The sequence below is a fragment of the Flavobacterium anseongense genome, from assembly GCF_021608185.1.
GTDB lineage: Bacteria > Bacteroidota > Bacteroidia > Flavobacteriales > Flavobacteriaceae > Flavobacterium > Flavobacterium anseongense.
The window spans coordinates 179,633-200,892 of the sequence record NZ_JAKIHN010000005.1; the positions used below are offsets into that span (position 1 = coordinate 179,633).

At 34.3% G+C, this 21,260-nt stretch carries 19 protein-coding genes and 1 tRNA gene; 11 read left to right on the top strand and 9 right to left on the bottom strand.

Annotation, left to right across the window (positions count from 1 at the left end):
* Nucleotides 1–9: 9 nt before the first annotated feature.
* Entirely contained in the window at nt 10–1,389 is a 1,380-nt protein-coding gene (locus L1S35_RS08935) for an alpha/beta hydrolase family protein (RefSeq protein WP_236399592.1), read from the top strand.
* Between the two features lie 56 nt (nt 1,390–1,445).
* Here L1S35_RS08935 and L1S35_RS08940 read toward each other — a convergent pair whose 3' ends face one another.
* Genes L1S35_RS08940 through rpiB form a run of 5 tightly spaced genes read right to left on the bottom strand, consistent with a single transcriptional unit; the run spans nt 1,446 to nt 6,019 of the window.
* Nucleotides 1,446–3,569, bottom strand: coding sequence for a Tex family protein (locus L1S35_RS08940; protein WP_236399595.1), 2,124 nt, complete (start codon nt 3,567–3,569; stop codon nt 1,446–1,448).
* Nucleotides 3,570–3,577: 8 nt separating this feature from the next.
* Nucleotides 3,578–4,399 carry an NAD(P)H-hydrate dehydratase gene (locus L1S35_RS08945; RefSeq protein ID WP_236399598.1) on the bottom strand — a complete coding sequence of 274 codons (822 nt, stop codon included), beginning with the start codon at nt 4,397–4,399 and terminating at the stop codon, nt 3,578–3,580.
* Nucleotides 4,400–4,403: 4 nt separating this feature from the next.
* Nucleotides 4,404–5,312, bottom strand: a complete 909-nt coding sequence (locus L1S35_RS08950) for a cation diffusion facilitator family transporter (protein WP_236399601.1) — start codon at nt 5,310–5,312, stop codon at nt 4,404–4,406.
* Nucleotides 5,313–5,314: 2 nt separating this feature from the next.
* The gene (locus L1S35_RS08955; RefSeq protein WP_236399604.1) at nt 5,315–5,563 is read right to left on the bottom strand and encodes a hypothetical protein; all 249 of its coding nucleotides are present in this window, start codon (nt 5,561–5,563) and stop codon (nt 5,315–5,317) included.
* Between the two features lie 27 nt (nt 5,564–5,590).
* The gene (gene rpiB / locus L1S35_RS08960) at nt 5,591–6,019 is read right to left on the bottom strand and encodes a ribose 5-phosphate isomerase B (protein ID WP_236399606.1); all 429 of its coding nucleotides are present in this window, start codon (nt 6,017–6,019) and stop codon (nt 5,591–5,593) included.
* A 731-nt stretch (nt 6,020–6,750) separates the two neighbouring features.
* On the opposite strand from rpiB, the gene rnr reads away from it, so the two are divergent.
* Genes rnr through L1S35_RS08975 form a run of 3 tightly spaced genes read left to right on the top strand, consistent with a single transcriptional unit; the run spans nt 6,751 to nt 10,350 of the window.
* A complete protein-coding gene (rnr, locus tag L1S35_RS08965; protein WP_236399609.1) occupies nt 6,751–8,931 on the top strand; it encodes a ribonuclease R in 2,181 nt (726 codons plus the stop codon).
* 1 nt (nt 8,932) lies between these two features.
* Nucleotides 8,933–9,598, top strand: a complete 666-nt coding sequence (locus tag L1S35_RS08970; RefSeq protein ID WP_236399613.1) for a head GIN domain-containing protein — start codon at nt 8,933–8,935, stop codon at nt 9,596–9,598.
* A gap of 56 nt (nt 9,599–9,654) precedes the next feature.
* Complete coding sequence (locus L1S35_RS08975) at nt 9,655–10,350, top strand: LysE family translocator (RefSeq protein ID WP_236399616.1); 696 nt, start codon at nt 9,655–9,657, stop codon at nt 10,348–10,350.
* Nucleotides 10,351–10,483: 133 nt separating this feature from the next.
* Here the strand turns inward: L1S35_RS08975 and L1S35_RS08980 are convergent.
* Nucleotides 10,484–10,554, bottom strand: a tRNA-Cys gene (locus L1S35_RS08980).
* A gap of 84 nt (nt 10,555–10,638) precedes the next feature.
* Nucleotides 10,639–10,998 carry a dihydroneopterin aldolase gene (gene folB, locus L1S35_RS08985; protein ID WP_236399619.1) on the bottom strand — a complete coding sequence of 120 codons (360 nt, stop codon included), beginning with the start codon at nt 10,996–10,998 and terminating at the stop codon, nt 10,639–10,641.
* 139 nt (nt 10,999–11,137) lie between these two features.
* On the opposite strand from folB, the gene L1S35_RS08990 reads away from it, so the two are divergent.
* From L1S35_RS08990 to L1S35_RS09005, 4 genes are all read left to right on the top strand, one after another.
* A complete protein-coding gene (locus L1S35_RS08990) occupies nt 11,138–12,823 on the top strand; it encodes a glutamine--tRNA ligase/YqeY domain fusion protein (RefSeq protein WP_236399621.1) in 1,686 nt (561 codons plus the stop codon).
* 281 nt (nt 12,824–13,104) lie between these two features.
* Nucleotides 13,105–13,401, top strand: a complete 297-nt coding sequence (locus L1S35_RS08995) for a YtxH domain-containing protein (RefSeq protein ID WP_236399623.1) — start codon at nt 13,105–13,107, stop codon at nt 13,399–13,401.
* On the top strand, nt 13,401–13,754 hold the full coding sequence (locus L1S35_RS09000; protein ID WP_236399625.1) for a competence protein: 354 nt from the start codon (nt 13,401–13,403) through the stop codon (nt 13,752–13,754). The genes L1S35_RS08995 and L1S35_RS09000 overlap by 1 nt, the downstream gene beginning before the upstream one ends.
* Nucleotides 13,755–13,756: 2 nt before the next feature.
* On the top strand, nt 13,757–14,011 hold the full coding sequence (locus L1S35_RS09005) for a DUF6327 family protein (protein WP_236399628.1): 255 nt from the start codon (nt 13,757–13,759) through the stop codon (nt 14,009–14,011).
* 28 nt (nt 14,012–14,039) lie between these two features.
* Here the strand turns inward: L1S35_RS09005 and L1S35_RS09010 are convergent, their stop codons facing one another.
* Complete coding sequence (locus L1S35_RS09010; protein WP_236399632.1) at nt 14,040–15,026, bottom strand: SPFH domain-containing protein; 987 nt, start codon at nt 15,024–15,026, stop codon at nt 14,040–14,042.
* Between the two features lie 78 nt (nt 15,027–15,104).
* On the opposite strand from L1S35_RS09010, the gene L1S35_RS09015 reads away from it, so the two are divergent.
* Nucleotides 15,105–15,749: a PorT family protein gene (locus L1S35_RS09015; RefSeq protein WP_236399635.1), complete on the top strand. Its 645-nt coding sequence runs from the start codon at nt 15,105–15,107 to the stop codon at nt 15,747–15,749.
* 30 nt (nt 15,750–15,779) lie between these two features.
* On the opposite strand, the gene gltX is transcribed toward L1S35_RS09015, so the two are convergent.
* Entirely contained in the window at nt 15,780–17,285 is a 1,506-nt protein-coding gene (gene gltX / locus L1S35_RS09020; protein ID WP_236399638.1) for a glutamate--tRNA ligase, read from the bottom strand.
* Between the two features lie 164 nt (nt 17,286–17,449).
* Here gltX and L1S35_RS09025 point away from each other — a divergent pair, with 164 nt between their 5' ends.
* Nucleotides 17,450–20,845 (top strand): coiled-coil domain-containing protein, encoded by a 3,396-nt coding sequence (locus L1S35_RS09025; protein WP_236399641.1) that lies wholly within the window; start codon nt 17,450–17,452, stop codon nt 20,843–20,845.
* Nucleotides 20,838–21,260 (top strand): rRNA maturation RNase YbeY, encoded by a 423-nt coding sequence (ybeY, locus tag L1S35_RS09030; RefSeq protein ID WP_236399645.1) that lies wholly within the window; start codon nt 20,838–20,840, stop codon nt 21,258–21,260. Before L1S35_RS09025 ends, ybeY begins: the two co-directional genes overlap by 8 nt.

A 21,260-nucleotide genomic window follows, 5' to 3' on the forward strand; every position in this document is an offset into this window, starting at 1 on the left:
CACACAACAATGAAAACAACCTTACTTACTATTGCCTGCTTCTTCTGTTTTTCAAGCATATTCAGCCAGGAAATTACAGGCTCATGGATAGGAGAGCTAGAAGTCCCTGGAGCCAAACTTCCTTTAATTTTTAATATTCGGCAAAATGGAACTGAGTTAGTTACGACTATGGACAGTCCGATGCAGGGCGCAAAAGATATGCCGACAGATAACACATCATTTATAAATAACGAATTGATTGTTGACTCAAAAAAATTCGGTATCTCCTATAAAGGAAAATTAGAAAATGAAACAATAACGGGTGAATTCATTCAAGGTGGTACTTCAATCTCACTAAATCTTTCACGAAAAAAAGTAGGTGAATCTGGTTTGAAAAGACCTCAAACTCCAAAACCTCCATTTAATTATGTTATTGAAGAAGTCACTTTTACCAATCCGACTGATAAAAATATCCTAGCCGGAACATTGACAACTCCAGCTAATAAAAAGGATTTTCCTGTGGTGGTTTTGATTTCCGGTTCGGGACAACAAAACAGGGATTCTGAAATTTTTGGACATAAATCGTTTTGGGTAATTGCTGATGATTTTGCCAAAAAAGGAATTGGTGTTTTGCGTGTTGACGATAGAGGAACTGGTGGTTCTAATGGAATAAGCATGAGTGTAACTACCGAAAATTTTGCGGGAGACACTAACGCTGCAGTTGAATTTTTAGCTGAAAAGGGATTCAATAATATTGGGTTGATTGGTCACAGTGAAGGTGGAATTATAGCTCCAATGGTGGCTTCCAAAAATTCTAAAGTAAAATTCATTATCTCAATGGCTGGTCCCGGAATTCCAACTGATGAATTACTGATGCTTCAAACCAGAGCTATTGCTAAAGCTTCGGGTGCATCAGATGAAGAATTAAAATCGAGTGAAGATATGAATCGGAAAATCTACACTTTAATAAAAGATTATTATGGAAATGATTTAAAAGGCGAAGTCAAAAAAGTATTTGTTGCAGAAATGAAGAAATTACCTATCGAACAACAGCCTAATGCAGACGAAATGGAAAAAACAGCAGAACAGGAAAGCGCTAAAGTGATAATTCCGTGGTATATTTATTTCTTAAAAATAAATCCTGATATGTATTGGAGCAAATTGAAAATTCCTGTATTGGCATTAAATGGTTCTAAAGATTTGCAGGTAATTTCAAAAGAAAACCTCAGTGGAATAAAAGTTTCGTTAGAAAAAGCAAAAAACAAGAAATTTGAAACTTTAGAATTTCCTAACCTGAATCACTTGTTTCAGGAAGCAAAAAATGGGACTATTGAGGAATATGCTCAACTTGAAGAAACGATTTCTCCACAGGTTTTAGAAAAAATGAGTTCCTGGATTCTGAAAAATTAAACCTTTACATAACAATAAAAAATCCCAAATTTCATAAGAGTTTGGGATTTTTGTTTTTATAATATCATCGTCAACTGAATTCGCTTTCTTTCTTCATCAACCTCAACGACTTTTACCTGAACGTGTTGATGTAATTTTACCACTTCATTCACATCGGAAACAAAACCGGCTTTGAGTTGCGAAATGTGAACCAATCCGCTTTCCTTAATTCCGATATCAACAAAGCAACCAAAGGCTGTAATATTGTTGACAATTCCGGGTAAAATCATTCCTGCTCTAACATTTTTTATGGTTGTAACTGTTGGGTCAAATTCGAAAACCTTTGCCGCTTTTCTTGGATCGAGTCCCGGTTTTTCGAGTTCTTTTACAATATCTTTTAAACCTAGAATTCCAATTTCGGGAGTGATGTAATTTTCTAATTTTATTTGCGATATCTTTTCCCTATTCGCAATCAAATCATTGGTTTTTAAACCCAAATCTTTGGCTATTTTTTCTACTATTGGATAAGCTTCTGGATGCACTGCTGAATTGTCGAGTGGATTTTTTCCGTTGTGAATTCTAACAAAAGCTGCGGCTTGTTGATACGCTTTATCGCCTAGACGCGGGACTTTTTTGATTTGCTTTCTGTCTTCAAACGGACCATTCTCGGAACGATAGGCGACAATGTTTTCGGCCATTTTTTCGCCAATTCCTGAAACGTAACTCAATAACGATTTGCTTGCTGTGTTGATATTTATCCCAACCGAATTCACACAACGAACCACAACAGTGTCTAATTCTTCTTTTAATTTTGTTTGGTCAACATCGTGTTGGTATTGTCCAACGCCAATTGATTTTGGATCAATTTTTACCAATTCCGCCAATGGATCTGAAAGTCGTCTTCCGATAGAAACCGAACCACGAACCGTGACATCATATTTCGGAAACTCATCACGTGCAATTTTGGATGCTGAATACACTGAAGCACCAGCTTCAGAAACTATAAAAACCTGTACAGGTTTGTCGAAAGCAATTTTCTTTATAAAGAACTCTGTTTCGCGGCTTGCCGTTCCGTTTCCGATAGAAATCGCTTCAATGTTATAGGCATTTACCATCGAACGTATTTTTTTCATCGCCATCACGCTTTCATTTTGGGGCTGATGCGGATAAATGGTTTCATTGTATAACAAATCGCCTTTTTCATCTAAACAAACAACTTTGCAACCTGAACGAAATCCGGGATCAATTGCCAAAATTCGTTTTTCACCTAAAGGCGGCGCTAATAAAAGCTGACTCAAATTCCCAGCAAAAACATCAATCGCTTTGGCGTCAGCTTTGGCCTTAGCATCTTGCAATGTTTCGTTTGAAATTGCCGGTTCGAGCAAACGTTTGTAACTGTCTTTTATTGCCAATTCGATATGTGCTGTTGTATCATTGTTGGCTTTTATGATTTCGTTTTCGATAAAATCCAGTGCTTCATCTATTTCGAAATCGACATTTAGTTTTACAAAACCTTCTGATTCTGCACGAAGCATCGCCAATAATCTATGAGATGGCGCTTTGGAAATCGGCTCAGCCCAGTCAAAATATTGCTTGAATTTCTGCGCGTCTTCTTCGTTTTCCTTTTTCTTTACAACTTTAGTTTCTACAATAGCTTTTCGTTGAAACAAACGACGAAGATTTTTTCGGATGTAGATATTTTCATTAATCCATTCGGCAATAATATCGCGTGCACCTTGCAAAGCTTCGTCTTCGTTTTTGACTTTATCGTTAAGATATTGTGTTGAAATAAAATCGATATCTTCATTTCTTTGACTAAAAATAATTTTTGCCAAAGGTTCCAAACCGTTTTCGCGAGCGATATCTGCTCTGGTTTTTTTCTTCTTTTTATAAGGCAGATACAAATCTTCTATTTCCTGTAAATCGAAACTTTCCTTGATTTTTTTGGCCAATTCTGGCGAAAGCTGCCCTTGTTCCTCAATGTTTTTCAGAATTGATTCTTTTCGTTTTACAATTTCATCATACTGTTTCGAAAGTTTGGCAATAGTTTCAATAACAACTTCGTCAAGATTGCCGGTTTGGTCTTTTCGGTAACGTGAAATAAACGGAATAGTGCAATCTTCGGATAGTAATTTTAAAGTTGCTTCAATGCTTTTTGGCGAAGCCGTAACTTGACTTTGAATAAATTGTATGCTGGTCATTTCTGAATTTAGTTTTGAATTTTTTTGAAAGCTTGTCCAAGGTTTTCAATCACGTCTGTGATAAGCATGCTTTCTGTGCTTTGTGTTTCTAATGTAATATCTGCAGCCAATCCGTGGAGAAAAACTCCCAGAATTGCTGCCTGTAAAGGTTCGTATCCTTGTGCTAAAAAAGCGGAAATGATTCCGGTTAATACATCGCCTGAACCGCCTTTGGCCAAACCTGAATTTCCTGTAGAGTTTTCAAAGCTTTCTTCTCCGTTGGTAATAAACGTTTTGTGGCCTTTCAGCACAATAATCAGCTGTAATTCTTTAGCTTTTGTTATGGCAGTATGTCTTCTTTCTGATTCAGACTTGTGATTTCCAAAAAGTCTGTCAAACTCTTTAGCGTGTGGTGTTAGTATAGATTTTTGAGGCAGATTTAAAAGTTGTTCCTGATTTTCGGCTAAAAGATTCAAGGCGTCGGCATCAAAAACTACCGGTAAATTGACATTTGCAAATACTAATTTTAAGAGGCTTTTTGCTGATTTATCAGTTCCGATTCCAGGGCCAATCGCAACCGTATTGTATTTTTCCCAGTTATTTTTCTCTTCCCTAAATTCAATCATTGCTTCGGGAATTGCAGTAAAAATAGTAAGTCGTTCTTTCTTTGGAATATTTACCGTGACCAAACCGGCTCCGGCTCTTAAAGAAGCTTTAGCACAAATAATTGCTGCGCCCATTTTAGATTTGCTACCGGCTATTATCAAAGCATGTCCATGACTGCCTTTGTGTGAATCCGGTAATCTTTTTTGAAATAATTTTTGGATGATATTGATGTCAAGCTTTGTCATAAAATTAGTCCTGAACTATAAAATCTTTAGGATCTTTCTTCTTGAATTCGGGTTGAATATTGATGTGATTTATATGAAATTTTTCGAACAAAACGATTTCAACCTGCTCTAATAAAACATTGAATTCACTCATCTTTATATCGTCAGAACAATCAAGATGCGCCTCGAGGTGTAATTCTTCCTCATTCAAATGCCAAACATGAATGTGATGTAATTTATTAACCCCTTTTATTTTATGCACTTCGCGAACTAATTCTTTTATATCGATATAATCGGGTGTGAAAAGCATAAGCATTTTGGTTGCTGACTTTATCAAATCGTAGCTTACATAAATAAGATACAATGCAATCAATAAAGTCATCACACTATCAACCCAAAACCAACCGTAAAATTTCATTAACAAACCGCCAACTAAAACTGCAACCGAGGCCAGCATGTCAGTCAACAAATGCAAATACGCCGATTTCATATTGAGGTTATGTTCGGAATCTTTTTTGAGTAATAAAACAGAACCGCCGTTGACAAGAATTCCTAAAAGCGCCAACCAAATAACTAAACCAGACTTAATTGGTTCCGGATGAAATAACCTTGAGGAGGCTTCATAAACCAAAAATAATGCGACAACAATTAATGTTATTGCATTAATAAAAGCAGCTATAAGTTCGGCTCTTTTGTATCCGAAAGTATGGTCAATTGAGGCTTTTCTTCGTGATAATTTATGTGCCAATAAACTAAAAACCAAAGACAAAACATCGGAAAAATTGTGAAGCGCATCTGAAATTAAAGCGAGACTTCCTGAAATAATTCCACCCACAATTTGAGCAACAGTAATTAATAAGTTGAGCAAAATGGAATAAACCAAATTCTTTCCTTTGACTTCGTGCTTGTGGATGTGAACGTGATTGTTTGACAAAATTACTTTTTTCGTTTATTAATTTCTTCTTCAACTTTTTTCAACTTAGAACCATTATTAAGAATTAAAAATAATGAAATCAATATTAAAAAAGGATGCATATCATCACTCTTTTTATATACAGCATAAAGCGTCATTCCAACTAAAACGACTGCAATACTGATAAATATTTTTTGCCAATTTGATAAGGATTTTTGTTTTGCCACTAATTCTTCTTGCGATAAACTTGCATATTCGTTTTTATCAAACATAATTTAACGGGTTATAGAATTTAAAAATTAACAACTAATTTTACCAACTCTTGTAGCGTGTCTTCCACCTTCAAAATCAGTGTTTAAAAAAGTGTCAACCATTTCAACTGCTTGTTGTATCGAAGTAAATCGAGCCGGAATACTGATAATATTAGCATTGTTATGTTGGCGTGCCAAAGCAGCGATTTCTTTTGTCCAACACAATGCCGAACGAATGCCTTGATGTTTGTTGACTGTCATATTAATTCCGTTTCCGGAACCACAAATTACGACACCAAAATTGGCTTTTCCGGTTTCTACATCAATTGCAACAGGATGACCAAAATCGGGATAATCAACACTGTCAAAAGTATCAGTTCCGTGGTTCAAAATTTCGTGTCCTTTCTGTTCTAAAAAAGCAACTATGGCTTTCTTATAATCCGGTCCTGCGTGATCATTTCCAATTGATATTTTCATAGTGTTGTCTTTGTAATTAGCATGACAAATTTACGGAAAGTATTGCTTGTATTTTAGTTTATTGTAAGTGTTTGATTTTTAAAAGATAAACATTTTTTGTGTTTGAGTATTTTTTATAACTATTTGGAAATCATTAGAAATTACGCAACAAAAATGTTAAAATTGCACATTGTTGATAGCAATTCGCAATTCATTGATAATCAGTTAACCTTAAATTAACACAGATTGTTAACAACTTTGGATAGAATTTTAGAAGTTTTTTTAAGTTATGCAGTTAAAAATTGTAATCAAAAATCAAGTTGAAAAAAACAAATTTAGTTTGGGAATTTTTTAGAAAAGTTATCAATACAAAAAACAACTTTTTCAACCGAAATCAACAATTAAAGTTATTTACAAAAAGTGTCTTTTTTTAGTTGTGAACAACTGTTAATTAAACTTCAAAAAAGGTTAAAAATGAAGCTTTTAATTTGTCAAAAGTCTGTTGATAATTTGGTATAAAAAACTAAAACTTTAAAATCTAATTTTTAAAATTAAAGTTATTACACAAATAAACACCCTATAATAACCATCATAAATTTAAATTTTTAAATCTTTTCTTTTTGTTGTTTTTAATAAGTGTTGATAACATTCTTTTATAAAAGCTAAAAGTTATTTTTTAGATAAATATTAATACTTAATTCTAATATCTTAATACTTCTTCGTAATTTTCAGCATTAATTAGAAAATGAATAATGAGTAAGAAACACAAAAAGTTCGGGAAAAATGAAAAGACCTTTTCCGAAAAGATATTTAAGATACTTTCAAAAAACGCCAATAAACCTTTTAACTACAAACAAATTGCTGCTATTTTAGAATTGGATGATACTAAAAGCAGAAACGAAATAATCAAAGATTTAAAAATTTTAGCAGCTCAAAAGCTAATTATTGAATCAGAACCAGGAAAGTATTTAGTCAAAGCTTCCAGTCAGCAATATTACGAAGGCGTTGTGGACATGACTTCCAGAAAAGCAGGCTATTTTGTTTGCGAAGATTTAGAAAACGATGTCTTTATTCCGTTTATAAATCTGAATCATGCTTTAGATGGCGACAAAGTAAAAGCGTATGTGTATAACCGAAGAAGTTCCAGAAAACCAGAAGCCGAAGTTATAGAAATCATCGAAAGACATAAAAACGAATTCGTTGGTGTTGTTGATATTCAAAAGAATTTTGGATTTGTAACGACTGCCAACGCTAAAATGTATACTGATATTTTTATTCCAAAAAATAAACTAGGTGAAGCAGAACATGGCGATGTAGTTTTAGTAAAATTAGAAGATTGGCCTGCAAAAGCGGATTCTCCTTTTGGTTCTGTGATAAAAGTACTTGGAAAACCAGGCGAACACAATACCGAAATTCACGCCATTTTAGCGGAATATGGATTGCCTTATGATTTTCCTATTGAAGTAGAAGCTTATGCAAATAAATTAGACACTTCGATAACGCAAAATGAAATTGATAAACGGCGCGATATGCGAAAAGTGTTGACGTTTACAATTGATCCCAAAGATGCAAAAGATTTTGATGATGCTTTGTCGTTTCAGGTTTTAGAAAACGGAAACTATGAAATTGGTGTTCATATTGCTGATGTTTCGCATTATTTACAGGAAGGAACAATCTTAGACGATGAAGCGTATAAAAGAGCAACTTCGGTTTATTTGGTAGACAGAGTTGTACCAATGTTACCTGAAGTTTTATCCAATTTTGCCTGTTCACTTCGTCCGTATGAAGAAAAATATACGTTTTCAGCAATTTTTCAATTGAATGCTAAAGCCGAAGTTTTAGATTCATGGTTTGGAAGAACAGTGATTTATTCTGACCAGCGTTTTGCCTACGAAGAAGCGCAACATATTATTGAAACAAAATCGGATATAATTCCGGCAGCAATTTCTTTGACCGGAAAGGAATATAAAGTTCCGGCTGAAATCGTAACAGCGACTTTAAAACAGGATGAATTAGCTAAAATTCTACGCAGAAAAAGAATGGCTGATGGTGCGATTTCGTTTGATAAAGTCGAAGTAAAATTTAATCTGGATGAAAATTCAGAACCTGTTGGTGTTTTCTTTAAAATCTCAAAAGATGCCAATCATTTGATTGAAGAATTCATGTTGTTAGCCAATAGAAAAGTGGCGGAATTTATAGGAAAACAAAAGAAAACATTCATTTACAGAATTCACGACGAACCAAACGAAGACAAATTAATCAACCTACAAACCGTAATTTCTAAGTTTGGTTATGCTATAAACATGAAATCTAAACAGGATATTTCAAAATCATTAAATAAATTATTGAATGATGTCAATGGAAAAAAAGAGCAGAATTTGGTAGATACATTGACAATTCGAAGTATGAGTAAAGCTAAATATTCTACTGAAAACATTGGTCATTACGGTTTGGCGTTCGATTATTACAGTCATTTTACTTCACCAATCAGAAGATATCCTGATGTGATGGCACACCGATTATTGCAATATTATCTAGATGGCGGGAAAAGTGTCAATCAGGATGATTACGAAGAAAAATGTGCTCATTCCAGTGATATGGAAGGTTTGGCAGCACAAGCTGAAAGAGATTCGGTAAAATACATGCAGGTAAAATACATGCAGGATCATAAAGATCAAGAGTTTCTTGGTGTTATTTCTGGAGTTACCGAATGGGGAATTTATGTTGAAATCATCGAAAATAAATGCGAAGGCATGGTTCGAATTCGTGAAATAAAAGAAGACTATTATACGTTTGACGAAAAGCAGTATGCTTTGGTTGGTCAGGCAACACAGAGTATTTTACAGCTTGGAGACGAAGTTTTTGTAAAAGTAAAAAATGCTGACTTAGTTAAGAAACAATTGGATTTCCATTATATTAGAAGAAAAGAATAGTATGAAAAAATTAGTTTTTAGTTTATTGTTAATCAGTTCAATGGCTTTTGCTCAGGAAACCAAAAATGTGGGCGATTTTAACAAAGTAACTTCCTTTGACCGTATTGATGTTTTTCTTGTTCCAAGTGATGAAAACAAAGTGCAACTCGATGGAAAAGGAGCTGATGAAGTGGAATTGGTCAATAAAAATGGCGAATTAAAAATCAGAATGCCATTGACAAAATTATTAGATGGCGATAACATTTCAGTTACTGTTTATTATAAAAAAATAACTGCAGTTGAAGCTAACGAAGGTTCCAGAATTGCCTGTGGCGATAAAATTAATTCGGTTACTTTTGATGTAATTGCTAAAGAAGGTTCTGAAGTAAAATTGATTTTAGATGTTGAAAAATTGAATGTCAGAACGGCGAATGGTTCAAAAGTTTCATTGGAAGGAAACGCTGATATTCAGGATGTTTTAGTTAATTCGGGTGGAATTTATGAGGCAGAAAAATTAGAATCACAAATAGCTACTGTAGCTTGCAATGCTGGTGGAGAAGCCGATATTTTTGCCACTAATATTGTTGATGCAAAAGTTAGAGCTGGTGGAGAGATTACTATTTATGGAAATCCGAAACAAATCAACAAAAAGATTGTAGCTGGCGGATCAATTGAACAGGCAAAGTAGATTTAATTTTACATTTTGAATTTTAAATTCTAAATTGCAATGTCAAAATTGTAACAATGATTTTACTTCAAGATATTTTATCTGCCATTCCGCTTGGTTTCTTTCTAAGTTTTATGATTGGACCAGTATTCTTTGTATTACTCGAAACCAGTGTTGTTAAAGGATTTAGAGCCGCAATTGTTTTTGATGCAGGTGTGGTTTTAGCCGATATTGTTTTTATTACCATTGCTTTTTTTAGTAGTTATCGATTAATTCAAAGCATTAAAGATGATCCGGCATTGTTTATTTTCGGTGGATTAGTAATGCTGACTTATGGTATTATTTCTTTTGTGAATAACAGAAAGGAAGCCAGAAAAGTTAATATTGACGAAATTGATCCAAAAGAGCTGGCTAAAACCAATTATCTCTCTTTGTTCATCAAAGGTTTTTTCCTGAATTTTATCAATATTGGCGTACTCGGATTTTGGTTAGCAATTCTGATAACTATTGGCCCTCAGCTGGAATTAAAAACATCCAGAATGTTGGCTTTTTTCTCCACTTTAATTGTTACTTATTTTGTAACCGATATTTTCAAAATACTTTTAGCCAAGCAATTGCGAAACCAACTCAACCAAAAAAACATTCTTTTAATCAAGAAGTTTATCAGCATTGTTTTGATTATTTCGGGTGTATTTCTTTTAACTCAAGGCTGGTTTCCAAAGGAGCAAAAAATCGTCAATAAAGCGTTTGAAGAGTTAGAGAATAAACAATAAAAAAACTATAAGTTTCCTTGAAGGTTTCAGAGACATCTTCGGGATATGAATACTATCTTTAATTAATTTTTTAGATTCTTTCTTCGTCAGAAGGACAAATAAAAAAGAGCTACTATTTCTAGTAACTCTTTTGAGGCATCTTCCGGATTCGAACCGGAGTAGACGGTTTTGCAGACCGGTGCCTAGCCGCTCGGCCAAGATGCCGTTGGTCGGCAAATATAGGAATTAATTTGAAATTTGAAATTTGAAACTCACTTTTTTTGGAATTTGGAATTTATATTTTGGAATTTAGCTGCGGTATTCTTCCATTTCAATAGTAACCGCTTCAACATCACCACCAATAGGTGGGTTGAGTTTTGAAACCGCTAAAAGAATTCGGGAAATGGCCGGAATTTCACTAAAAATTCTGGTAATAATTCTGTGTGCCACATGTTCTAATAATTTGGAACGAATCGCCATTTCTTCGACAACAATTTTATTTAAAAGCACATAATCAACGGTGTCTTTGAGCTCATCAGAAACAGAAGATTTTCTCAAATCGGTTTTGATTTCCAAATCCACACGATAATCCGAACCAATTCTGCCTTCTTCTTCCAGGCAACCGTGAAAAGAAAAAGTTCTTATATTTTGAAGTTTTATGGTGCCCATATTTGTGGATTTGGTTATTCGTTTATTCGATAAAAGTACTAAATATTTGTATTTCTACCGTTAAAAAGTCAAATAACCAAATAACCGAATTACCAAATAACCAACTATTTTGATAACTTTGTCGCTCAAAATTTTGAATATGTCAACAGAAGAGAAGTCGCTTAATTTCATTGAACAAATTATAGAAGAAGATTTGAAAAAAGGTTTGTCAAAAGACAAATTGCGTTTTCGTTTTCCGCCTGAGCCAAACGGGTATTTGCACGTTGGTCATGCTAGTGCTATTTGTTTAAACTTTGGATTAGGATTAGATTATCAGGCGCCGGTGAATCTGCGTTTTGATGATACCAATCCGGCGAAAGAAGAGCAGGAATATGTAGATGCTATCAAAAGAGATATCGAATGGCTTGGTTATAAATGGAGTAACGAATGTTATGCTTCTGATTATTTTCAGCAATTATATGACTGGGCAGTTGAATTTATCAAAGCCGGAAAAGCTTATGTTGATAGCCAATCTTCAGAAGAAATGGCAATTCAAAAAGGAACACCAACAACTCCCGGAACAAATTCGCCTTACAGAGATCGTTCGGTTGAAGAGAATTTAGATTTGTTTACTCGAATGAAAAATGGGGAATTTCCAAACGGAACACATATTCTTCGCGCCAAGATAAGTATGAACGCCAACAATATGTTGATGCGCGATCCAATTATGTATCGAATTCTGCATGCACATCATCACAGAACAGGGAACGATTGGTGTATTTATCCAATGTATGACTGGGCTCACGGAGAGAGTGATTATTTAGAGCAGATTTCACATTCATTTTGTACACTCGAATTTTTGCCTCACCGCGAATTATATGATTGGTTTTTAGACCAGGTTTATGATATCAAAAAAGTACGTCCAAAGCAAAGAGAATTTGCACGCCGTAATCTTTCGCATACAGTCGTTTCTAAAAGAAAGCTACTGCAATTAGTAGAAGAAGGACACGTAACAGCTTGGGATGATCCAAGAATGAGCACAATTTCAGGAATGCGTCGTCGTGGTTATCCACCAATGGCGATTCGAAATTTTGCGAATACTATCGGAATTGCAAAACGTGAAAATCTGATTGATGTTTCACTTCTGGAATTCTGTGTACGAGATATTTTGAATAAAACAGCACCAAGAGTTATGGCGGTTTTGAATCCGGTGAAGCTCGTTATTACGAATTATCCGGAAGGAAAAGAAGAAAATTTAGATGCCGAAAACAGTCAGGAAGATGAAAGTTTAGGTTTTAGAAAAGTGCCCTTTTCAAAAGAATTATACATCGAAAGAGAAGATTTTCAGGAAGAAGCCAACAAGAAATTTTTCCGTTTGACATTAGGAACAGAAGTTCGTTTGAAAAATGCTTATATCATTAAAGGTGAATCTGTTGTAAAAGATGCTGCCGGAAATATAACTGAAATTCATTGTACTTATGATGAAGATTCACGAAGCGGAAGTGGGACAGAAGCTTCTCAACGAAAAGTAAAAGGAACGATTCACTGGGTTTCTATCAATCATGCGATTGAAGCGGAAGTTCGTATTTATGACCGGCTTTTTACACATGAAAATCCGGATGGCGATAAAGATGTCGATTTTAAAAAATACATTAATCCAAATTCGTTGGAAGTAATTACAGGATATTTAGAACCAAGTTTGGCAACAGCTAAAAACGGTGAGCGATTCCAGTTTCAACGTTTGGGATATTTTTGTGTTGATAAAGATTCTTCTTCTGAAAAATTGGTTTTTAACAAAACAGTTGGCTTACGAGATACTTGGGCAAAATTGGAAAGCAAAGAATAATTTCGAAATAGATTTTATAAATGGAAAGCCTGCTTTTTTAGCGGGCTTTCTTATTATTTAGAAAACCTATGACAATTACAATAAATATAATTTTTAACAATTAAAATTAGCTTCCATAAATTGATTTTAGTGAATTTTTTAAATTCAGAAAGCCTAAATCATCATTGATTAGAAGAACTTTCATTATTTGGCTTTATATTAAGTTTCGACTGTTTAACGGCAATTTAACGTCAGGCACAGTTTAATTTTTGTATTTTTATTCCAATTAAATTTTAAAAGTTATGTCAACTAAAAACGGAAATAGCATTTTGGCACTTATAGCAGGTGCAGCAATTGGAGCTGCCATCGGAATTTTATTTGCTCCGGATAAAGGTTCAAAAACCAGAGAAAAAATAAAAGAAGGTTTAGATGATTTAAAAGATGAAACCAATGAGAAATTTTCAAAGACAAAAGATGACTTAAAAGAAACGGTCGAAGATTTACTTTCTAATTCGAGTTATAAAGCCGAAGAAGCAATCACTTTTTTGGAAGAGAAATTAGCCGAGCTCAAAAAACAAAACGCCAAACTTCAGAAATAATGGCATTAGAAGAAATAAAGGAAAACGTCGAAGACATTCAGGAAAATGCCAAAGCTTATTTAGAAAGCAGCATTGCGTACTACAAACTATGGGGTTTCAAAGTTGCGATGAAATCAACTACTTTGGCGCTCAAATTTTTTCTGATTGCCATTTGTCTTGTCATTGTTTTACTTTTTATATCAGTTGCTGGCGCTATGGCTTTAGGCAATTTATTCGGAAATTATCCGCTAGGCTTTTTGGCTGTAGCCGGAATTTATTTGATATTGGCATTGCTTTTATTTTTAGTAAAAGATAAAATAGTAGAAGGACCAATTTTGGAAAAATTCTCAGAAATATTTTTTAACGAAGACTAATTATGGAAACTAAAAAATATTCCTCTTACGCCGAAATTAACCATGATTTAGAAATTCTAAGACTGGAAAAAGAAATTCATTATAAAAAAATGCTTTTGAGTATTGACAAGACAAAAGAAAGTTTTCTTCCTTCTAAAACAGTTTCGTTAATTAGTGATATCTATCAAAAGGCAACATCCGGAATGTTAGGAACGATTTTAAAGATTGCGATTCCGTATGCAATCAATTGGTATATAAATAGAAAAAGAGGCGATTAAGCCTCTTTTTTATTCTATCCTGATTCGATTATTTTGCAGGTTCTTCCGGATTGGAAGTGTCAGAAGGATTATAATCTAACGAAGTATGATTTCCTGATTTCTTAACTCTTTTAGGTTGATTTTTCATTTGTTCACCCATGATGCTCGAAGCTGTAAAGCTAGTCACCATATTGTTCAACATATCACTTGCTGCTTGTGGTGAGTTTGGCAATAAAATCAAATTAGAATTAGTATCAGCACCAATTGCCTGAAGCGTGTCATAATGTTGCGTAATTACAATCAAAGCCGAAGCTTCTTGTGAATTGATACCCACTTTGTTTAAAACATCAACACTTTCTACCAAACCTTTTGCAATTTCTCTACGTTGGTCGGCAATACCTTGTCCCTGTAATTTTTTGCTTTCCGCTTCCGCTTTTGCTTTAGCTACAATTCTGATTCGCTGTGCATCCGATTCGAACATAGCGGCCGTTTTTTCTCTTTCAGCAGCGTTGATTCTGTTCATTGCATTTTTCACTTGAATATCAGGGTCAATATCGGTAACCAAAGTATTGATGATATCGTAACCATACGTTGTCATTGCTTCGTTTAATTCACGTTTAACTGCAATTGCGATGTCATCTTTTCTCACGAAAACATCATCCAAAATTAACTTTGGAACTTCGGCACGAACTACGTCAAAAACATAAGCGGTGATTTGATCATGTGGATATTCCAATTTGTAAAAAGCTTCGTAAACGTGTTCCTGAATTACTTTAAACTGTACAGAGACTTTCATTTTGATAAACACATTGTCTTTGGTTTGTGTTTCGATGATAACGTCCAATTGCTGAATTCTAAGATTCACACGACCGGCAATACGATCAATGATTGGAATCTTAAGTTGTAAACCGGAATTTCGGATACTTAAAAACTTTCCGAATCGCTCTACAACGACTGCGGTTTGTTGTTTTACCGTAAAAAATGAAGAGAACAAAATGATAACACCAAGAAAAAGAATGATGAAGATAAATGGCATAATTTTTAAATATTTAAGTTAGTAAAGTTGTTGTACGAAAAAAATGTATGTTTGTTACAAATTAAAAGTTACGAATTCATGATTAAAAAATTTTCAATCCTTTTGTTGTTGACTACAACTATTGGATTTGCACAGTATGGCTACAGGAGCGGTAATCGTATCGGGCTTTCAGCCGGAATTTCACAAACGACATTATTTACCAATAATTTTGATACCAAGCCAGAGTTAGGTTTTTCCGGAGGGCTTTCTGTAAGGGGAAATTATTATAATAACTGGAGCATGATTTATGGCATGCAGTTTTTCTCCAATAATTTTTCTTTGGAATCTACTTTAAACCAAAAAATAAAATACAATATTCAGGGTGTTCAGGTTAGATTATTAATGAGTTATAATGTTGTTGAAGATCATGTTTCGTTAGATTTTGGCCCTGTATTACAGATTAATGGAAAATTAGGAATTGCTGCTTCAGATGAAAACAAAATCATTAAAGGCACTTTGTTAAAAGCCAATCAAATTGAAGATATTTCAACATTTAGCGGCAACTTTTATTTAGGGTGTTCAGCAGGAAATAAAATTATAAGAGCTGTTATTTTCTATGAATATGGATTTACCAATATATTGAATAAACTCAACAAGAATGAAGACTTGCAGGAGTATAATAACGGAGATAGTTTTAAAGGTAACCTTGGAACAATAAACGGTCAGGTTATTTTTAACTTATAAAAAAGTCCCGATAATTCGGGACTTTTCTTTTTATAAAGTAGCTATTGCTTTCTGCAACCGCTTGATGGTTTCTTCTTTTCCAATCAACTCTACAATATCAAATAGATGTGGACCTTTAAGCGCGCCAACTAAGCTCAAACGGAAAGGCTGCATTACTTTTCCCATTCCGATTTCGTTATGAGTCATCCAGTCTTTTACAATTGTCTCGATGTTTACCGATGTAAAATCCTCAATTGAATTAAGCACTTCGATCAATTGTTTTATTAATTCAGGTGTTTCCTCTTTCCAGTTTTTGGCCGCTTTTTCATCATAAGTTGTCGGTGCTTCAAAAAAGAAATTACTCATTTCCCAGAATTCAGAAACAAAGTTCGCGCGCTCTTTTATCAAGGAAACGATTTTTACCAACTTATCATTGTCAATAGTAATTCCTTTTTCAGAAAGAATAGCAGCAAAACTTTTCGCTAAACTTTCATCACTTTGTTTTTGCAAATATTGGTGATTGAACCATTTGTTTTTGTCTGGGTCGAATTTGGCTCCGGCTTTATGAACTCGGTTTAAATCAAATTTTTCAACTAATTCTTCCAATGAGAATAACTCTTGATCTGTTCCGTCATTCCATCCTAATAATGCTAAGAAGTTAATAACAGCTTCAGGGAAAAATCCGTTTTCTCTATAACCGGATGAAACGCCTTCTTCACTTTTCCATTCTAATGGAAATACTGGAAATCCTAATTTATCGCCATCTCGTTTTGATAATTTTCCGTTTCCGATAGGTTTTAAAATCAATGGTAAGTGAGCAAATTCCGGCGCTTCCCAACCAAAGGCTTTGTATAATAATGAGTGTAGCGGCATTGAAGGCAGCCATTCTTCCCCACGAATAACATGAGACGTTTCCATTAAATGGTCATCAACAATATTGGCCAAATGATAAGTCGGCATTCCGTCAGATTTGAATAAAACTTTATCGTCTAACAAATTGGTTTCAAAACTAATATCACCACGAATGATGTCGTGCAAATACAAAGTTTCATTAACAGGTGTTTTAAAACGAACCACATAAGCTTCGCCGGCCGCAATTCTTTTTTCGGTTTCTTCTTTTGAAATCACCAAAGATGTATCTAGCTTTTCGCGATTATGCCAGTTGTAGATAAATGTTTTTCCTTGCTCTTCATGTTGCTTTCTGTGAAAATCTAATGCTTCAGCAGTATCAAATGCATAATAAGCCCAGCCAGAATTTATCAATTGGTCGGCGTATTGTTTGTACAGTTCTTTTCTTTCAGACTGTCTGTAAGGGCCAAATTTCTCGTTCTTTCCAACGGTTTCACTTGGCGCAATGCCTAACCATTCCAAAGCTTCGAAAATATATTGTTCCGCTCCCGGAATGAAACGGTTTTGGTCGGTATCTTCAATTCTTAAATAGAAAATGCCATTATGTTTTTTGGCAAATAAATAATTAAATAGCGCAGTTCTAACACCTCCAATATGTAATGGTCCGGTTGGACTTGGAGCAAAACGAACTCTAACTGGTCTTGACATTTTTGTAAATTTTGATGCAAAGATAATCAGAAGTTGGAAGTTGGAAGTTGGAAGTTGGAAGTTTTTGGTGTTGATTGATAAGGTATTTTCTTTGGCAAATTTTTAACGCTTTGATATTCGCTAAAAATTGTACATTTATCGGTTATAAAAAGAAATTGCAAAAATTGGACAATTCAAAGATCATATATCAAAAGTTAGAAGGCTTTATTAATAAGTACTATACTAATCAATTGCTGAAGGGAATTATTTTCTTTATCGGAATTGGTTTGCTGTATTTTATATTCACTTTGTTCGTAGAATACTTTCTTTGGCTTAAGCCAGCAGCGAGGACAGTTTTGTTTTACACCTTTGTTCTGGTTGAACTCGTTCTGTTTTTCAGATTTATTTGTTTTCCGTTATTCAAATTATCCAAACTTCAAAAAGGCATTGATTACGAGGAAGCTTCGGTTATTATAGGGAATCACTTCAATGAAATTGAAGATAAGTTAACTAACTTTTTACAGCTTTCTTATGACAAGAACAAATCGGAATTATTAGCGGCATCAATTGATCAAAAAGCTAACACACTGCAACCGATTCCTTTTGGAAATGCCATAAACTTTGGAAATAACAAAAGGTATTTGCCTTTGGCGATAATTCCAATATTGTTTTTTGCCTTCTTTTATCTTTCGGGAAACAGCAATTTGATTTCACAAAGTTTGAATCGGGTAGTTCATTTTAAGCAGCAATTTTTACCACCGGCACCTTTTGAATTTGAGGTTTTGAATAAAGATTTACAAACGGAACAAAACAAAGATTTCCTTTTAAAAGTAAAAACGATTGGCAAAGTTGTTCCCGAAAATGCAATGATTTTCATTGGTGATGAAAGTTATTTTATGGAAAGCAGCAAGCCGGGAGAATTTGAATTTGTGATTCCGAAACCATCGGAAGATTTAGAATTTCACATAGAAGCTAACGATGTTTCTTCACACGATTATGAATTGAAAGTTGTTACGGTTCCTTCGATTGCCAATTTTGAAATGGTATTGAATTTCCCAAACTATTTGAATAAAAAATCTGAAGTTATTAAAGGAACAGGAAATGCCATAATTCCTGAAGGAACACAAGTAACCTGGAGAATGAATACATTGGCTACACAAAAAGTGGATTGGGTTAACGAAAATGCACATTACACTTTTACTAAAAATGACAATTTATTTTCGTTGTCAAAAAGCATTCTTCAGAATTTAGATTACCAAATTTTAACTTCGAATAATAAAGTTCAGAACTATGAAAAACTGAACTATCAGATTTCGGTAATCAAAGATCAATATCCAACGATTACTGTAAACAATGCACCTGATAGTTTAAAGGTTAATAAGAACTTTGTTTTAGGACAGATTTCAGACGATTATGGCTTGTCTAAACTGCAAATTGTGTATTATCCAAAAGATACTCCGAACGCGGCTAAAAAAGCCGCTATTTCAGTCAAGAAAGATGTTTATGATCAGTTTGTGTTTTCTTTTCCGAGTAATCTTCCAGTAGAAGAAGGTGTTTCGTATGAATATTATTTTGAGATTTTTGATAATGATGCTATTCATAATTACAAAAGCACAAAGTCTTCTGTTTTTAGTAACCGAATTGCAACTGAAACGGAAAAGCAGGATGAACAGATGCAACAGCAAAATGAAAACATCAATTCATTAGCAAAATCTCTGAAAGCACAAGATAAGCAGCTTTCGGAGTTGGATAAATTGCAAAAAATGGGTAAGGAAAAAGATAACCTAGAATATAAAGACCAACAAAAAGTAAACGATTTTATTCAGCGTCAAAAGCAACAGGACGAAATGATGAAAGAGTTTTCAGAAAAGATGAAGGACAATTTAGAGCAATTCAAATCGGAGAAGAAAGACGAGAAAAAAGAATTGCTTCAGGATAGATTAGAAAAAACAAAAGAAGAAATAGAAAAAAATAAAAAACTGCTCGAAGAACTTCAAAAGCTGAATGACAAAATCAGTAAGGAAGAGTTGTTTGAGAAAATGGAGAAATTCCAGCAAGCCAGTAAAAATCAGACTAAGAGTTTAGAGCAATTGGTTGAGTTGACTAAACGTTATTACGTAGAGAAAAAAGCACAGCAAATAGCCGATAAAATAAATAAACTTGCTGAAAAACAAGATAAGCTGGCCGATAAAACGGACGAGAATAATGCTGAGAAACAAGATGAAATCAATAAGGAATTTGATAAAATCAAAGAAGAATTAAAAGATTTAGAAAAAGACAATAAGGAACTTAAAGCACCAATGGATTTACCTAAATCAGAAGAAAAAGAGAAAAGCATTGACGAAGATTTAAAAGATGCTAAAGACCAATTGCAAAAACAGCAAAAGGGCAAGGCCAAGCCAAAGCAAAAAAGCGCTTCCAAAAAAATGAAGCAAATGAGTCAACAAATGCAAGAGCAAATGGAGTCATCAGAAGCAGAGCAAATGGAAGAAGATGTTGCCATGCTGCGACAAATTTTGGATAACCTTTTGGCTTATTCTTTTTCTCAGGAAGATGTGATGAAGCAATTTCGGAATTTAAAACGTGGTGCACCATCATTCAATAAAAATTTAAAAATTCAGCAAAACTTAAAGCAACAATTCAAGCATGTTGATGATAGTTTGTTTGCCATGTCGTTGCGTAATCCAAAAATAGGTGAAAACATTACAAAGGAAATAGGAAACGTTCAGTACAATGTTGATAAGGCAATTGAGACTCTGGCGGAAGCGAATGTTCCAAAGGGAAGTTCGCACCAACAATATGCGGTTTCGTCTTCTAACAAACTTGCCGATTTACTAAGTGATATTCTAAACGGAATGCAAATGCAAATGGCGATGCCGGGTTCTGGAAAAGGAAGTCCAAAACCAGGACAAGGTTCCGGAATGCAATTGCCCGATATAATCAAAAAGCAAGAAGGTTTGGGCGAAAAGATGAAAAAGGGAATGAAGAAAGGTGACAAACCCGGAGAAGGGCAGGAAGGTAATCAAGGAGAAAAAGAAGGTCAAGGTCAGGAAGGACAAAAAGGAAGTAATGGGAAAGGTGACGGAAAAGGCGACAGTGGCGACGGAAAAGGAAACAATGGAAAGGGAAAAGGTAACCAACAAGGAGGTGAAAATGGACAAGACGGAGAAGGCGATGCTAAAGCCATAATGGAAATTTATAAGGAACAGCAACAGTTGCGAGAAGCTTTAGAAAAGGAATTGAAGAAGCAAGGCGTTGGAGGAAATGGTCAGAATGCTATGGATCAGATGAAGCAGATTGAGAAACAGTTATTAAACAAAGGATTTAACAACGAAACGCTTCAAAAGATTTTGAATGTTAAATATGAATTGCTGAAGTTAGAAAAAGCAGTGCAGCAACAAGGACAAGACAGTAAACGCCAATCGGAAACAAATAAAAAAGAATTTAATAATCAAGCTAATGCATTGCCGGGCAAACTTCAAGAATATTTGAATAGTATTGAAATTTTAAATAGACAAAGCTTACCTTTGCGCTCCAATTTTAACCAAAGGGTTCAAGAATATTTCAAAACCAATGATTAGTTTTAATTACGAGTTAGATTTCAAACTAGAAAATGAAACGCTTTATTCGGACTGGCTTTCCAAAGTCATTAGCTCTGAAATGAAGAGCGAAGGCGAGATTAATTATATCTTCTGTGACGATAACTATTTAGTTGAAATTAACCAGCAGTATTTGGACCACGACACCTTAACAGACATTATCAGCTTTGATTATTCTGTCGGAAACGAACTACATGGAGATATTTTTATTTCTATAGAAAGAGTTCGTGAAAACGCCATTGATTTCAATGTTGATTTTGAGGAAGAACTAAAACGGGTTTTAGTACACGGAGTTTTACATTACTGTGGCTACAAAGATAAAAGCGAGGAAGACGAAAAACTTATGCGTCAAAAAGAAGAAGAAAAAATGAAGATGTTCCACGTGAAACACAACTAA

What these genes read in the sequence shown, in the direction of transcription:
- gltX (WP_236399638.1), bottom strand. Translation starts at nt 17,285, where the DNA reads ATGTCAAGACCAGTTAGAGTTCGTTTTGCTCCAAGTCCAACCGGACCA.
- L1S35_RS08935 (WP_236399592.1), top strand. Translation starts at nt 10, where the DNA reads ATGAAAACAACCTTACTTACTATTGCCTGCTTCTTCTGTTTTTCAAGC.
- L1S35_RS09000 (WP_236399625.1), top strand. Translation starts at nt 13,401, where the DNA reads ATGGCATTAGAAGAAATAAAGGAAAACGTCGAAGACATTCAGGAAAAT.
- L1S35_RS08970 (WP_236399613.1), top strand. Translation starts at nt 8,933, where the DNA reads ATGAAAAAATTAGTTTTTAGTTTATTGTTAATCAGTTCAATGGCTTTT.
- L1S35_RS09005 (WP_236399628.1), top strand. Translation starts at nt 13,757, where the DNA reads ATGGAAACTAAAAAATATTCCTCTTACGCCGAAATTAACCATGATTTA.
- rpiB (WP_236399606.1), bottom strand. Translation starts at nt 6,019, where the DNA reads ATGAAAATATCAATTGGAAATGATCACGCAGGACCGGATTATAAGAAA.
- L1S35_RS09010 (WP_236399632.1), bottom strand. Translation starts at nt 15,026, where the DNA reads ATGCCATTTATCTTCATCATTCTTTTTCTTGGTGTTATCATTTTGTTC.
- rnr (WP_236399609.1), top strand. Translation starts at nt 6,751, where the DNA reads ATGAGTAAGAAACACAAAAAGTTCGGGAAAAATGAAAAGACCTTTTCC.
- L1S35_RS08975 (WP_236399616.1), top strand. Translation starts at nt 9,655, where the DNA reads ATGATTTTACTTCAAGATATTTTATCTGCCATTCCGCTTGGTTTCTTT.
- folB (WP_236399619.1), bottom strand. Translation starts at nt 10,998, where the DNA reads ATGGGCACCATAAAACTTCAAAATATAAGAACTTTTTCTTTTCACGGT.
- ybeY (WP_236399645.1), top strand. Translation starts at nt 20,838, where the DNA reads ATGATTAGTTTTAATTACGAGTTAGATTTCAAACTAGAAAATGAAACG.
- L1S35_RS09015 (WP_236399635.1), top strand. Translation starts at nt 15,105, where the DNA reads ATGATTAAAAAATTTTCAATCCTTTTGTTGTTGACTACAACTATTGGA.
- L1S35_RS08940 (WP_236399595.1), bottom strand. Translation starts at nt 3,569, where the DNA reads ATGACCAGCATACAATTTATTCAAAGTCAAGTTACGGCTTCGCCAAAA.
- L1S35_RS08990 (WP_236399621.1), top strand. Translation starts at nt 11,138, where the DNA reads ATGTCAACAGAAGAGAAGTCGCTTAATTTCATTGAACAAATTATAGAA.
- L1S35_RS08995 (WP_236399623.1), top strand. Translation starts at nt 13,105, where the DNA reads ATGTCAACTAAAAACGGAAATAGCATTTTGGCACTTATAGCAGGTGCA.
- L1S35_RS08945 (WP_236399598.1), bottom strand. Translation starts at nt 4,399, where the DNA reads ATGACAAAGCTTGACATCAATATCATCCAAAAATTATTTCAAAAAAGA.
- L1S35_RS08955 (WP_236399604.1), bottom strand. Translation starts at nt 5,563, where the DNA reads ATGTTTGATAAAAACGAATATGCAAGTTTATCGCAAGAAGAATTAGTG.